General features: G+C 62.7%; 15 protein-coding genes and 3 pseudogenes. 11 read left to right on the top strand and 7 right to left on the bottom strand.

The window, feature by feature from the left end:
- Positions 1–27 precede the first annotated feature (27 nt).
- Positions 28–840, top strand: a complete 813-nt coding sequence (locus ACFQT0_RS27465; RefSeq protein ID WP_380206254.1) for a bestrophin family protein — start codon at positions 28–30, stop codon at positions 838–840.
- The gene (locus ACFQT0_RS27470; protein ID WP_380206255.1) at positions 812–964 is read left to right on the top strand and encodes a hypothetical protein; all 153 of its coding nucleotides are present in this window, start codon (positions 812–814) and stop codon (positions 962–964) included. The genes ACFQT0_RS27465 and ACFQT0_RS27470 overlap by 29 nt, the downstream gene beginning before the upstream one ends.
- Positions 965–1,192: 228 nt before the next feature.
- Here the strand turns inward: ACFQT0_RS27470 and ACFQT0_RS27475 are convergent, their stop codons facing one another.
- From ACFQT0_RS27475 to ACFQT0_RS27495, 5 genes and pseudogenes are all read right to left on the bottom strand, one after another.
- A complete protein-coding gene (locus ACFQT0_RS27475) occupies positions 1,193–1,372 on the bottom strand; it encodes a hypothetical protein (RefSeq protein ID WP_380206399.1) in 180 nt (59 codons plus the stop codon).
- Between the two features lie 336 nt (positions 1,373–1,708).
- A pseudogene (locus ACFQT0_RS27480) lies at positions 1,709–2,379 on the bottom strand (cytochrome-c peroxidase).
- Positions 2,336–2,557 carry a hypothetical protein gene (locus tag ACFQT0_RS27485; protein ID WP_380206445.1) on the bottom strand — a complete coding sequence of 74 codons (222 nt, stop codon included), beginning with the start codon at positions 2,555–2,557 and terminating at the stop codon, positions 2,336–2,338. Before ACFQT0_RS27485 ends, ACFQT0_RS27480 begins: the two are co-directional and overlap by 44 nt.
- 82 nt (positions 2,558–2,639) lie before the next feature.
- A complete protein-coding gene (locus ACFQT0_RS27490; RefSeq protein WP_380206257.1) occupies positions 2,640–2,870 on the bottom strand; it encodes a hypothetical protein in 231 nt (76 codons plus the stop codon).
- A 38-nt stretch (positions 2,871–2,908) separates the two neighbouring features.
- The gene (locus tag ACFQT0_RS27495) at positions 2,909–3,394 is read right to left on the bottom strand and encodes an MbnP family protein (protein WP_380206258.1); all 486 of its coding nucleotides are present in this window, start codon (positions 3,392–3,394) and stop codon (positions 2,909–2,911) included.
- Between the two features lie 800 nt (positions 3,395–4,194).
- Here ACFQT0_RS27495 and ACFQT0_RS27500 point away from each other — a divergent pair.
- A complete protein-coding gene (locus ACFQT0_RS27500; RefSeq protein WP_380206259.1) occupies positions 4,195–4,725 on the top strand; it encodes a hypothetical protein in 531 nt (176 codons plus the stop codon).
- Between the two features lie 10 nt (positions 4,726–4,735).
- Here ACFQT0_RS27500 and ACFQT0_RS27505 read toward each other — a convergent pair whose 3' ends face one another.
- Positions 4,736–4,927, bottom strand: a complete 192-nt coding sequence (locus tag ACFQT0_RS27505; RefSeq protein ID WP_380206260.1) for a hypothetical protein — start codon at positions 4,925–4,927, stop codon at positions 4,736–4,738.
- A gap of 356 nt (positions 4,928–5,283) precedes the next feature.
- Here ACFQT0_RS27505 and ACFQT0_RS27510 point away from each other — a divergent pair, with 356 nt between their 5' ends.
- Genes ACFQT0_RS27510 through ACFQT0_RS27520 form a run of 3 tightly spaced genes read left to right on the top strand, consistent with a single transcriptional unit; the run spans position 5,284 to position 6,076 of the window.
- Positions 5,284–5,532, top strand: a complete 249-nt coding sequence (locus ACFQT0_RS27510) for a hypothetical protein (protein WP_380206261.1) — start codon at positions 5,284–5,286, stop codon at positions 5,530–5,532.
- Between the two features lie 9 nt (positions 5,533–5,541).
- Positions 5,542–5,889, top strand: a complete 348-nt coding sequence (locus ACFQT0_RS27515) for a hypothetical protein (RefSeq protein ID WP_380206262.1) — start codon at positions 5,542–5,544, stop codon at positions 5,887–5,889.
- Complete coding sequence (locus ACFQT0_RS27520; RefSeq protein WP_380206263.1) at positions 5,867–6,076, top strand: hypothetical protein; 210 nt, start codon at positions 5,867–5,869, stop codon at positions 6,074–6,076. Before ACFQT0_RS27515 ends, ACFQT0_RS27520 begins: the two co-directional genes overlap by 23 nt.
- 16 nt (positions 6,077–6,092) lie before the next feature.
- Here the strand turns inward: ACFQT0_RS27520 and ACFQT0_RS27525 are convergent, their stop codons facing one another.
- The gene (locus ACFQT0_RS27525) at positions 6,093–6,539 is read right to left on the bottom strand and encodes a hypothetical protein (RefSeq protein ID WP_380206264.1); all 447 of its coding nucleotides are present in this window, start codon (positions 6,537–6,539) and stop codon (positions 6,093–6,095) included.
- A gap of 436 nt (positions 6,540–6,975) precedes the next feature.
- Between ACFQT0_RS27525 and ACFQT0_RS27530 the strand changes: the two genes are divergently transcribed.
- The 5 genes and pseudogenes from ACFQT0_RS27530 to ACFQT0_RS27550 all read left to right on the top strand — a co-directional run bounded on the left by ACFQT0_RS27530 (position 6,976) and on the right by ACFQT0_RS27550 (position 12,838).
- Complete coding sequence (locus tag ACFQT0_RS27530; RefSeq protein WP_380206400.1) at positions 6,976–7,665, top strand: murein L,D-transpeptidase catalytic domain family protein; 690 nt, start codon at positions 6,976–6,978, stop codon at positions 7,663–7,665.
- Between the two features lie 58 nt (positions 7,666–7,723).
- Positions 7,724–8,482, top strand: coding sequence for a DUF305 domain-containing protein (locus ACFQT0_RS27535; RefSeq protein ID WP_380206401.1), 759 nt, complete (start codon positions 7,724–7,726; stop codon positions 8,480–8,482).
- 558 nt (positions 8,483–9,040) lie between these two features.
- Entirely contained in the window at positions 9,041–9,430 is a 390-nt protein-coding gene (locus tag ACFQT0_RS27540) for an HYC_CC_PP family protein (RefSeq protein ID WP_380206402.1), read from the top strand.
- A gap of 171 nt (positions 9,431–9,601) precedes the next feature.
- A pseudogene (locus tag ACFQT0_RS27545) lies at positions 9,602–10,953 on the top strand (efflux RND transporter permease subunit).
- Positions 10,946–12,838 (top strand): annotated as a pseudogene (locus tag ACFQT0_RS27550) (efflux RND transporter permease subunit). The pseudogenes ACFQT0_RS27545 and ACFQT0_RS27550 overlap by 8 nt, the downstream one beginning before the upstream one ends.
- Positions 12,839–12,846: the final 8 nt, after the last annotated feature.

Raw genomic sequence — 12,846 nt, forward strand, 5'->3', positions numbered from 1 at the left:
GGCCTTACCCGCTATTTTTTTGCTTGCATGTACGTTCAAAAACACATTCACTGGCGCGTTATCTGGGACTACTCCTGGAAAGACCTGCTGATTTTCTTTGTCTATGATTTAGGCCTGGCCGTCCTGCACGGGCCCCTCAAGATGACCTGGCTGGACGTTCCCTGGCAGCTGGTGAGCATCCTGGGCGTGGCCGTTTCGTTCTACGTGGGCTTTAAAAACAGCAGCTCCTACAACCGTTTCAACGAGGCCCGGCAGCTGTGGGGCGGCATCGTCAACCGCAGCCGCAACTGGGCCATGCTGGTACTGGCCAACACGCAGCCAGCGCGCAGCACCCTGACGCCTGAACAGGTTAGCACCCAACGCCGGTTGGTATACCGGCAGATGGCCTGGACCAACGCCCTGCGCCTGCACCTGCGCCGCCAGCCCCAACGCTGGGACGAGGACGTGGCCCCATTCCTGGCCCCGGCCGAATCCGACTACCTGCGCACGATGGCCAACCCGCCGGCCCAACTGCTGCTGCTGCAGAGCCAGGCCCTGCGCGACGCGGAAGGGCTTTTCGACTCCCTGCAGCACCACACCATGGTAGAGGACCTACGGGAACTCACCAACCTGCAGGGCGGCTGCGAGCGGATTAAGAACACGCCCTTTCCGCGCCAGTACGCCTTTTCCAGCATCGTCTTCGTCTGGCTCCTGGTGGCCCTGTTGCCGCTAGGCGTGCAGGGCGAGTTCGAGAAGCTCGGCCACGGCCATTACTGGCTGACGGTACCCTTTTCCATGCTGGTGTCCTGGGTGTTCGTCACCATCGAGCCTGGTGGGCCACATCAGCGAAAACCCGTTTGAAAACAAGATGAACGACGTGCCCATGACGGCGCTGTGCCGCACCATCGAAATCGACCTGCGCCAGATGCTGAGCGAAACGGACCTGCCCGCCCCCATGCAGCCCCGTAACGGCGTACTATACTAAGGCTGGGGAGCCGGCGGAATGAATAAGGTGTTGGCCTAACGGCTGACATCAAACCGTTTTAAAACCCGGGCCGTGACCTCCCCTTGGGTACTTATTCCCACCTGACTCAACGCTACTTCCGCTAGTGCGTAAGCGCATTTACATTTTTCTCCACTTAGTCCTTACCCCCATGGCCGACCATCCCGAAGAGCACCAGAAAATCATTGAGGCCCACGAAAAGGCCGCTCACTACTTTGAGCACGCCCTGCAAAACCACCGCGCCGCCGCCGAGCACCTGAAAAAGGCGACCACGAGAAGGCCGCCCACCACGGCTACACCGCTTACGGCTTCGCGGCCCACGCCAAAAAACACGCCGAGGAAGCGGCCCTGCACCACTCGCACGAGCACGGCCATAACGAGCCGCTGCACTCGCACGAGCAGCGCGGCAGCCAGCAATAACGCTGCTTTAAAAAGGTCTTTTTGGAAAAGCTCATCTTTATTTAAGATGAGCTTTTTCTGGTTTAAGAATGGCGTATTTCACGGTTTCCCCTCATCGGCAGGGTATACCCAGAGAGTAGTATCACTAAGAGTAGTATCACTATTTGTAAAGGGAGTCAGGGCTTGGCTAATTGCGGATTGCGCAGGAACTCCTCGTCGGTGAGCGTATGCAAAAAGGCTAGCACATCCTGACGCTCCTGCGTCGAAAGGGGATGCCGGGTGCGGCCCCGGGGCGGCGCAATCCCGGGTCTAGGGTAGCCGATTCCTTCACGCCTTGGTCGTAATGGTCCAGCACCTGACCCAAGGTGGTAAACCGGCCGTCGTGCATGTAGGGCGCCGTACGGGCCACGTTGCGCAGGCTCGGCACTTTGAAGCGCCCGGCGTCGAGGGGCTGCGGGTAATATGGGCCCGGCCGGAGTCGCGCGGAAACTGCCGGTCCAGCCCGTTGTTGCGAAACGATTCGTCGGTGAACAACTCGCCCGCGTGGCAAGGACTGCACTGCTGCCGCACCACGGTCAGCCCACGTAGCTCGGCCGCGTCGAGTACGCCGCCGGGCTCGTTGCGCGAGTACCGGTCGTAACGGGAGTTTGCCGAGGTGAGCGCCGCCGTGAACTGCGCCAGGGCCCGCAGCAGCCGGTAGGAATCGACGGGCCGGCGGCCGAATACCTGCTCGAACCGACGCGCGTAGTCCATGTCGCCGTTGAGTTGGCGCATGAGGGTATCCAAAGATTGGTCCATTTCCAGGGGGTTGCGGATGGGCACCAAGGGCATGGTTTCGATATGCTGAGGTCCGCCATCCCACAAAAAGTGGACTTCCAGCGCAGGTTCTGTAGGGCGGGGGCGTTGCGGACGCCCTGCTGGTTGTCCACGCCCTGACTCAGAGCCCGGCCGGCGTCAGCGAAGGCTACCGATTGCTGGTGGCAGCTGGCGCACGACACGGTGCCCGTGCGCGAAAGCCGCGGGTCGTAGAACAAGCGACGGCCCAGGCTCAAAGGCCGCCCGGGTGGGCGGGTTCTGGTCGGCACGGTAGGTCGGAGCCGGGAAGTTGGCCGGCACCGTCGCGCCGGGTATGTCGTCCTGCGGCGCCAGGTCCGCGTCGGGCCGACAGCTCGCCAAGGCCAGCGCCAGTAGGCCCGCCCGCCAGCAAGTACGCCGTCCGACCGTACCGCCCGTCCGTTCCCCCGTGTCAACCCCTGGTTTATTCACCGTGAATGTGGCCGATGGTGAACATACCGGCCGCTTGGTTATCGGCAATCCGTACGGCGTCGGGCCCATTTATTACGACGTTCATGGTGGCAAACCGGACGGTTGTCGGTCCGGTGAACATTTTCAGGACGTCGGCTTTGATGTGCACTTTCGGGACGAAGGCCTTGCCGACTTCAATGGTTGCGGTGCCGGTGGTCGGCATGGCCGGTGACACGGTGCGCACGGCATCATACGGGGCCGTAAACCCGATAATTTGGTAGGTCAGCGTGCCGGATGGCGACTGGGGGAGCGGCCCTCCAGCTTGGTGAAGATGTAGCCCGAGGTCCAGTCCCAGAACATATCGCTGGGCGCCAGCGCCCCGGTTTGGGCCCCGGCCACGTTGCGGGCCGCGTCCACGCCAAGAGTGAACGTCAGGCCGGTATAGGTGCCAGCGGGCACGTTGGCAATGGTGAATCTTTGTGACGCCAAGCGCTCCTGGTCAATCAGGTAGTAGCTTTCGGGCTGCACGTACTCCGTGCCATCGGCTTTTTTAAGCTTGATGTTGGAGATGTAATAGCGCAGCGTCGCCACGGTGAACTGGTCGCCGGCGGGCGTGGTGTAGGGCGTAGAGTTGTTGAGCTGCAAGGGCGCGCTGCCCACCACGTTCTCAAACTCTATGTCCACCGGCCCCGCCCCTGCGGGAGCGGGCCCGTCCTGCTTGCTTTCGCAACTGGTGAGGGCAGCCGACCAGGCAAAGAAACCGGCCACTAGGAGAGATGAGGCTAGAGATTTCATATACTCTTACTGTTACTATAAACTGAAAGCAACTGGCCCGGTACAGGCCCCCTGGAAGGGCCGTTCCGGTAAAAATATTTAAGGCAGACCGGGCGCTTCCCTTATTTATCCCGTGGGTAGTTAGACTGCTATTCGGTACTCGGAAATCCCGGCCGGCACGTTGCTTGAAGACCCTGAAACTTTGTGCTGCTACCGGACAAATACGCCACTTCTTCCCGGATACGGCGTATTTGTTTTTGTCCGCGCTTAGACTCGCCCTGGTCAACACCATTTTCGAGCGGAGCAGCAATCACTTAACCCGGGCCGTCACCGGTTGTTGCGGTATGCCGGACGCAGCGGGCACCCACTCCGGCCACCGGTCCAGCCCCTCATCTTTTCACTTGGCCACCTACGACCCGCGGCGGGGACCCGTACCAACGAAGCAACCGCTGTTCCGCAATTATTAGTTATTTCTTCTTTGTTTCAATCACTGGAGCTGGCCACCCCTAATAGCGCCCGAACAGAAAACTCACCTAGAAAAGCCCATATTTGCCCAGAAGTGGGCTTTTTGGTCACCTGCCAAGCTGAGTTTCTAGTCCTTTTGCGTCATTCGCTTTTTTATTCAATGCTACGCCTGCGTATTTTATCGAGCTTTGCGCTGGTACTCGGGCTGCTAAGCAGGCTGCGACCAGGAGTCGAACGCCAATAAGTCGGCCAAGCCCGCAGCCAACGCTCATTCCCACGGCGATAGCCGGGAGCCGGCCACCCACCTGGAAAACCCCGGGGGCCTGTCGGTGCGCGTCATCATGGCCGACCTGCGCGACGACCTCACGAACTGGAGCGCGCTGGAAAACCCCGACCATATATTCAGCGACCTGCTGGAAATCTACCACGAGCGGGCCCAGAGCATGGCCGACCAGGAGCGGAGCCGAGGCCTTGACCCCCACCTGCGCCAGCTGGCTGATTCCATCCGGCGCCGCACCCTGCGCAGCCTGACGGACCTGGAAAAGGTGCACAAGCGGCTGCACCGTCCGGGTTCCGACTACCTTTCCACGTCGCCGGCCCGGTCCCGCGTGATGCTGCAGGCCCTGCAGCGAGGGCAGCGCGTGCTCGATACACCCGTCCCCACCGGCACGCTCGACGAGGAGTATGTGGCGTTCATGGACCTTTACTACCAAAGCGGACTGCTGCTGGCTGAAACGCAGATTCGCAACGGCCGCGAAGCCCCGCAGGTAGCCCTGGCTCGGGAGTGGCAAGCCATTCTGCGGCGCGAATGGCAAACCATCAAAGAACACCGCCAGGGCATGGCGCACCCCATCCCCTAGGCGCCGGGGCTTACACAGGATGAACGTCGCCGGTGTTGCTGGCCCTGGGGTCCAAGTCGCCGTCCGGGTCCACGGGCGCCATTGAGGGCTCCGGGTCCGGGTCCGCAACTGCTTCCTCGTGGTCGGTCGATGTGGAGGCGGGCGGAGTTGGGGAGGAATCACGGCCGGGGGCGGCTTCCGGGCCTTCAGGGACAGCGAACATCTGTTGAGCGGTGAGGTCCGCCAAAGGCTTTAGGGAAAGCTTAGCAAGGCAGAATAAAGAAGGAGCACAATTAACACCCGGGCGATGGGCAGCAAGAACGCGGCCACCCGGTTGATTCCTTGTAAGGTTCATGAAACGCAAGCTCGGCCTTTGGTGTTAAGCCCGCATGTGTGAACACCATAAGCCCGCCCAGAAACTGCAACGCATGGGCATCTACCTGGTGGTAGGCGTGCTGGTTCTTTTAGGTCAGTTGTACGGCCAGTAGGTTGGCAAAAAACCGGGCCGGCGACGTATCTTTCGATACCCCTTGCCGTGACCGTATGCCTAACTTTTCTTTGTTGCCCCGGAAGCGCTTGGTGGGCACACTGCTACTACTGCTACTCGGGCTGCCCCTGGCATCGGCGGCGCAACTGCCGCCGCACGTTCCGGCGCCCGACTCCTTGCCCGGCCCGGCTCGCTATTCGGTGCTGCGCCGGGCCTCCCACTGGGCCGGGCAACCCGCTGGCCAATGGGTGCTGGTGCCCGCGGGGCTGTTTGCGGTCGGGGTGCTGACCACACGCCGCGTGGCGGTGGTCAGCTCGGACGACGAAGTGCGTGAAGAGTAAGGCGAGCACATGACCCCTATTCGGACCACGCTCGATGATGAGCTGCGCCACGTGCCGGCCGCGGCGGCCCTGGGCCTGAGTTTGGCTGGGGTGAAAGGCAAGCACAGCACCGTCAATCAAGCGTTGCTGTTTGCCCTTACCTACACCATCAACAACACGCTGACCAGCAATCTAAAAACCTCACCCGCGTCGAGCGGCCCGGGAACAACGGCGACTTCAGCTCTTTTCCCAGCCAACATACCAGCGCCGCCTTTGCCGCGGCCCGGTTTCTGGACCGTGAGTACGGAGAAACCAGCAACTGGTACCGCGTGGGGGCTATTCCGTGGCCACAAGCGTGGCCGCGCTTCGCCTGATTAAGGGCAACCACTGGCTGTCGGACGTGCTAGCCGGCGCGGGGGTCGGCCTGGCCTCCACCGAGCTGGCCTACTGGGTGTACCCGCGGGTGCAGCGGGTGCTGATTAAGGGCCTGCAGGACCGGGCTTTGGTGCTGCCTTATTACCAGGCCGGAGCGGCCGGCCTGACCGCGGTGCTCGTGCTGCGCTGAAATGCCCGGGGTGGCGTTAGCTCCGCGTCAGAATAATAAATTTCTGCGCGGGCAGCCCACCCATAAAGCGAGCGGTAACGGCGTGCTGGGAGGCTTCGCCCCGGTTCACTACCAATTTGGGCCACAAGCCGAGCCAACTGTTTTTCCAGGTGGCTCCGGTTGTAGGGACCAACGGCAGCGCCTGGGCGTGCGTTTTAATCTGGGCGTAGGCCGCCGGAGTCAGCCGGGCTGTAATTTGGTAGAGACTAAAGGAAGGCTTCTCAAACGTGGCGGTCAACGTGAAATAGGGCCCCTTGCTGATGAGGAAGGTGCGGCCCAGCCGTTCCGGCTCCCGGCGCGAACCCTGCACAAAGGGCTTGAGGCGGCTGGCTACCAGCACTTCCGGCATGTCCTTGGTCAGTAAAAGCTCTATAAGCAGGTCAAACAGGTGGACGGGTGTTTTTACAGAGGTGGACGTGGGCATAAGTCGGGGGTGGCGAGAAGGCAGCAAGCTACGCAACTGCCTAATTAGCGTAAACCAAGATAAGCAGCGCCGCGGCGTAAACGACGAAGTTGGTGCGCTTTTTGGATTATAAGCCGCGGGACCCTCTTCCCTCTTACCACTCCTGCTATGGAAAACACCAGCGTTGTTCAGCGACTGCGCCAGCTGCGCCGCCAGAGCCAGCCGGCTACCCGCCGGGTGCTGCCCTTTCTGGCCGCCCTGTTTCTGGCCACGCCTCTGGGCGGGCTCCTGCCTTCCTCGGCCGCTAGCCCCAGCCTCCTAATCAATAAGGTGCCTCCCCCTCGGCTCCCGGGCATGTGGCCGGGTTTGACGCGCAGCTCCGGGCCCGGTACGCTGCCTTGGGAGCCGAGCAGCAGGGCCTGCGCTTTGCCGTGTTCGAGCAGGCCCTGACCGGCTTTTGAACCTGCGCCGGCAGGGCAAGGTACCAGCGGAGCAGCAGCGCCTCGCCGTGATTGACTTTGACCTGCCTTCCTCGGAAAAGCGCTTCTGGGTGCTGGACCTGGCCGCCAACCGAGTGCTCTACCGCTCCTTAGTGGCCCACGGCAACAACTCCGGCCAGCTGGAGGCCACGCAGTTTTCGAACCTTAACGGGAGCAACGCCAGCAGCCTCGGCTTCTACGTGACCGGCTCGGAGTACGTGGGTAAGCACGGCCGCTCCCTGCGCCTGAACGGGTTGGACCCCGGCTTCAACGACCAGGCCGCGGCCCGCGCCATCGTGGTGCACGGCGCCGATTATGTCAGCGAAGCCTTTATCAAACAGACCGGCCGCCTTGGACGCAGCCAGGGCTGCCCGGCCCTGCCCCTGGAGTTATTCGCGCCCATTATTGACACGCTGAAGGGGGAGCCGGCCTGTTCATGCACAAATCCGGGGCCGGCTACGCGTCGCCCTACCTCAACGAGGCGGTGGCCAGTGCGGCTTGGCGGAGCGTTTCCTAGGCCCTGGCTAACAGGCGGCACCCCAAGCGTTTTCCAGCGGCGGGCAGTCTCTGCGGCTCCCGGCGGATGTACCCGTCAGCGAAGCTGCTTGCCGCCCCTAACCCACAGCCACAGTGCTGGAACAACAGCCGGCCCGCGCCAAACCGGCTAGTGGGGCGCGCTTCCGCCGTCAGCAGCCGGCTTTGCGACCAACCGCCTATCTTCCCCCAATGAATCAAGCTACCATCCCCACGTTGAGGGGTGCCCAGACCCTGCTGCTGGCCACTGGTTTACTGCTCGGCAGCTGCCGCAGTCGTTCCGACGAGACGCAGGACTCCCATATTGCCCAGGTGCCGGTCACGATGATGGCCACCCTGCACACCATGGCCGAGCATTCCGGGGACTTGATGCCCGGCGACAACCTCGACCTGTACTTTGCCCTGCTCATGCGGGAAAACCACCAGGCGGCGGTGTCCATGTCGGCCCTGGAGCTGCAGCAGGGCAAGGACCCCGTGCTGCGCACCATCGCCCGCAACATTTACCAGGCCCACCGGCAGCTTATTCCGGGTCTGGACTCCGCCATCGCCCGCATCCAGGCACTGCCCCCAACTTACCCCGAGCACACCCCAAAGACCCATCAGTTTGCCCAGCTGCTGGAAGCCGCCACCAAGGGCCTGCACCCGGCAGCCCACCGCATCATCGCCGGCGGGGACTCCACACAAGCTCCCCCGGTTCAGGGGAGGAAAGTGCTAAAGCAGACGCCGGCACGGGTGACATCGACCGCGACTATGCCACTTTGCTCGTGCCCCACCACGAGAATTCCATCGCCCTGGCCCGGGCCGAACTGGAACTGGGGCGGGACGAAGACCTCAAAAAGCCGCTTTTCTGATTCTTATCGACCAACAGCGGGAAATCGACCAGGTGCAAGCCTGGCTGCGCCAGCACCCGCCGAAATAGCCCGGCTCGGGGCGGCTACCCGACTTTGGTGACGGCGTGCACCAGTGATACCCGCCGGCTTCCAGTACGGCCTGGATGGCTTTCAGGTCGGGGCCGTTGACGTGGGCTGAGGCTACTTCGGCTTCGCCCACGGCCACCCGGTCTACCACCAGACCCATCGCGACTAACTGCTCCCGCACCCAGACGATGCAGTCCGGGGCGCACATATTATCGATAGTGAGCACGTAGCGCACCAGCCTGCGTCATGCCGGCAGCTTCGTTTTCTTCAACTGACATAGGAAAGCGGCTTGGGTAGCCGCAGTATACGGCAGGTGGGCGCAAATGCAACGCAACCGCCGCCGCCCGTGTTAAGGCCGCCTGTGTGAACACCATAAGCCGGCCCATAAGCTGCAACGATTTGGCCTTCACCTGCTGGCCGGGGTACTCGTGCTGTTCAGCCAGGCCTATCCATGGTAGACCCGGCGGGCAGGCAGGAATAAAAAACAACCGTCGATGAATTTTGCACGATTGAAGAGGAATCCTGTTAAAACCTCCGGGTAGGGTTCCCGTACTTTGCAGCCACCTTCGGCCCGACTGGGCTCGTTTGCCGCGTGAAGCGTTTCGCCAGTCTGTTTCTGCTCTTTAGCTACCTGCTGTCCAGCCCCGGGCTGGTCTACAGCATGCACTTCTGTGGCCAGGAACTGACGGCGGTTTCGGTGGCGCAGGACGGCGACACGAACTGCTGCTGCCAGGATACGGGCAAGCCGGCTTCGGGCTGCTGCCATGACCAGAAGGTAAGCAGCGCGCTCAAGGACATCAAGCTGTCGGCCGCCCACTTCCAGCTGCAGGCCCCCGACGCGGTGCCGGCCCCGGCCGTGCTGCGGCTGGTGTGGCAGCTTGCGCAAGTAGCTTACCCGGCCGATGAGCCGGCCGCTGACTTGCTGGCCCACGCGGCCCCGCCGCCCGAATGCCCGGCCTACGTGCGCGGGCATGCCTTTTAGTCTAGCCTTTCGGGTTGCTTGGTTCCCCACGCCGGTTGGCGCTGGGGCTTTGGTGCGTCCGGCCCAGGCGGTTGGGCCGCCCCCGCGTCCGGGCACTACTGCCCCGGGGCCTGCCGATGTCCCGTCACGGGTTTCCGGTAGGCTGACGCTTCTCCCATTTGCTGTTTCTCGATGATAGAGCAACTCATTTCCTTTTCCCTGCGGAATCGGGTGCTGGTACTGCTGGTCGCCGCCGGCCTCCTCGTGTGGGGCGCGTTTTCGGTGCGGGCCAGCAAGATTGACGCCATCCCCGACCTGTCCGAAAACCAGGTCATTGTCTTCACGGAGTGGATGGGCCGCAGCCCGCAGATTATCGAAGACCAGGTGACCTACCCGCTGGTCACCAACCTGCAGGGGCTGGCCCAGGTGAAGGCCGTGCGTGCGGCCTCCATGTTCGGCATGAGCTTCGTGTACGTCATCTTCACCGACAACACCGACATTTACTGGGCCCGCGAGCGGGTACTGGAGCGCCTCAACTACGCCCAGCGGCTGCTGCCGGCCGGCATCACGCCCACGCTGGGGCCCGACGGCACCGGCGTGGGCCACGTGCTCTGGTACACGCTCAACGCCCCCAAGCTCGACCTGGGCGAGCAGCGCGCTCTGCAGGACTGGTACGTGAAGTTCGGTTTGCAAACCGTGGCCGGCGTGAGCGAGGTGGCTAGCTTCGGCGGCTTCCAGCCCGAGTACCAGGTGACGGTGGACCCCACCAAACTCACCTACTACAACGTGACGCTGCCGCAGGTGCTCGCGGCCGTGCGCAGCAACAACAACGAGGCCGGCGGCCGCAAGTTCGAGCAGGCCGGCATCGGCTACATCATCAAAACCAGCGGCTACATCCAGGACGTGGCCAAGCTCGAAAACGTGCCGGTACTTACCCGCGCTGGCGGGGTGCCGCTGCGCCTCAAGGACCTCGGCACGGTCCAGATGACCGGCGAAAGCCGCCTGGGCATCTTCGACCACAACGGCGAGGGCGAGGCCGTGGGCGGCATCGTAGTAATGCGCTACGGCGAGAACGCCGACGACGTCATCACCCGCGTCAAAGCCAAGATGACGGAAGTGGCCAAGGCCTGCCGGCGGGCGTATCCTTCAACATCGTCTACGACCGCAGCGGGCTGATTGAGGAGTCGGTGGCCAACATCAAGCACACGCTGCTGGAAGAAATGGCCGTGGTGTCGCTGGTGGTGCTCGTGTTCCTCTTCCATTGGCGCAGCGCGCTGAGCATCCTGCTGCAAATCCCGATTACCATCGCCACGAGCTTCATTCTGCTCAACGCCTTCGACATCTCCTCCAACATCATGTCGCTCACCGGCATCGCCCTGGCCATCGGCGTCATCGTCGACAACGGCATCGTGATGGCCGAAAACGCCTACCGCAGCCTGGCTTTGCACCAGGCCGCTGAAGAGGCCGCGGCCGCCGGGCCGCCCGGTGGACCACCCGTGCCCACTGTTCCTTTTTCCACTTCTGAACCCCTCCGCCATGACTAACGACGAGCGCCTCGCCATCATCGAGAAGTCCAGCCAGCAGGTCTCGCGGGGTATCTTCTTCTCCACCATCATCATCGTGGCTTCCTTCCTGCCGGTGTTTCTGCTCACTGGGCAGGAGGGCAAGCTGTTTCACCCGCTGGCTTATACCAAGACGTTCATCCTGCTCATCGACGCTGTGCTGGCCGTGACGCTGGCCCCGGTGCTGCTGTCCTTTTTCATGAAGGGCAAGTTCAAGACCGAGGAGCAGAACCCCATCAACCGGGGCCTGGAGCGGGTGTACGCGCCGCTCATCAACTGGTGCCTGACCTGGCGCAAAACCACCATTGCCATCAACCTGGCGCTGCTGGCCGTGAGCATCCCGCTGCTGCTGAGCCTGGGCACGGAGTTTATGCCCCCGCTCGACGAGGGCTCCATTCTGTTCATGCCCATCACGCAGCCCGACGTGTCCAACACCGAGGTCAAGCGCATCCTGCAGGTGCAGGACAAGATTATCAAGCAGGTGCCCGAAGTGGCCGGGGTGCTCGGCAAAGCCGGCCGGGCCAGCACGGCCACCGACAACGCCCCGCTGAGCATGATAGAAACCATCATCCAGCTCAAGCCCCGCAGTGAGTGGCGGGCGGGCATGACCAAGGCCAAGCTCATCGCGGAGCTCAACGACAAGCTGCAGATTCCCGGGGTAGTGAACGGCTGGACCCAGCCCATCATCAACCGCATCAACATGCTGAGCACCGGCGTGCGCACCGACGTGGGCGTAAAAGTCTACGGGCAGCAGGCTCGATACCATTGAACAGGTATCGCAGCGGGTGCGGGCCGCGCTCACTGGCGTGCCCGGGGTGCAGGACCTCTACGTGGACCCCATTACCGGCGGCAAGTACCTGCAGATTGACCTTGACCGCCCGCAGCGGCCCGCTACGGCCTGAGCGTAGACCAGGTCAACGAAGTGGTGGAAACGGCCATTGGCGGGGCGCCCGTGGCCACCACCGTGGAAGGGCGCCGGCGCTTCAGCATCAGCGTGCGCCTGGCAGAGGACTTTCGCAACAGCGTAGCCGCGATGGGCCGCATCCCCATCCAGACCACGGCCTACGGCCCGGTCCCGCTCTCGGCCGTGGCCCGGCTGCGCTTTGTCAACGGCCCGCCCATGATTAACTCCGAGAACGCGCAGCTGCGCGGGGCAGTGCTCTTCAACGTGCGCGACCGGGACCTGGGCGGCACCGTGAAGGAGGCCATGCAGCGGGTGCAGAGCATCCAGGGCAAGCTGCCGGCCGGCTACTACCTGGAGTGGAGCGGGCAGTACGAGAACCTCATTAGCTCGCAGCGCACGCTGCTCTTCATTTTGCCCATCGTGCTTTTGGTAATATTCGGCTGCCTGTACTTCGCCTTTCACTCGGTGCGGGAGGCCCTGCTGAGTCTGGTCACCATTCCTTTTGCCCTCATTGGCGGGGCCTACATGGTGTATTTCTACGGCGTACACCTCTCCGTGGCCGTGGCCGTGGGCTTCATCGCCCTGTTCGGGCTGGCCGTGGAAACGGGCGTCATCATGGTCATCTACCTCAACGATGCCATGCAGCAGGCGGTGGCCGCCAAGGGCAATTCCAGCGAAACGATTACCACGCAGGACCTGCGGGATGCCGTGTTTAATGGGGCGGCCAAGCGACTGCGGCCCAAGCTGATGACCGTGTCGGTGGCCCTGTTCGGACTGGTGCCGGTGCTGTGGGCCACGGGCACGGGCTCGGACGTGATGCTGCCCATCGTGCTGCCCATGATTGGCGGGGTGTTCACCTCCTCGACCCACATTCTGCTGGTTACGCCCCTGATTTTTCTGATGACCAAGGAGTACGAGCTCCGCAAGTTCGGTAAGCTCGACGTGCTGGCCGTGAAGCATTAAGCCATGAA

It is taken from the genome of Hymenobacter humi (genome assembly GCF_042665855.1).
In the GTDB taxonomy this organism is placed as follows: domain Bacteria; phylum Bacteroidota; class Bacteroidia; order Cytophagales; family Hymenobacteraceae; genus Hymenobacter; species Hymenobacter humi.

Excerpts from the sequence above, each read along its gene's own strand:
- ACFQT0_RS27465 (WP_380206254.1), top strand. The coding sequence starts at position 28 with ATGTACGTTCAAAAACACATTCACTGGCGCGTTATCTGGGACTACTCC.
- ACFQT0_RS27505 (WP_380206260.1), bottom strand. The coding sequence starts at position 4,927 with ATGTTCGCTGTCCCTGAAGGCCCGGAAGCCGCCCCCGGCCGTGATTCC.
- ACFQT0_RS27515 (WP_380206262.1), top strand. The coding sequence starts at position 5,542 with ATGACCCCTATTCGGACCACGCTCGATGATGAGCTGCGCCACGTGCCG.
- ACFQT0_RS27525 (WP_380206264.1), bottom strand. The coding sequence starts at position 6,539 with ATGCCCACGTCCACCTCTGTAAAAACACCCGTCCACCTGTTTGACCTG.
- ACFQT0_RS27535 (WP_380206401.1), top strand. The coding sequence starts at position 7,724 with ATGAATCAAGCTACCATCCCCACGTTGAGGGGTGCCCAGACCCTGCTG.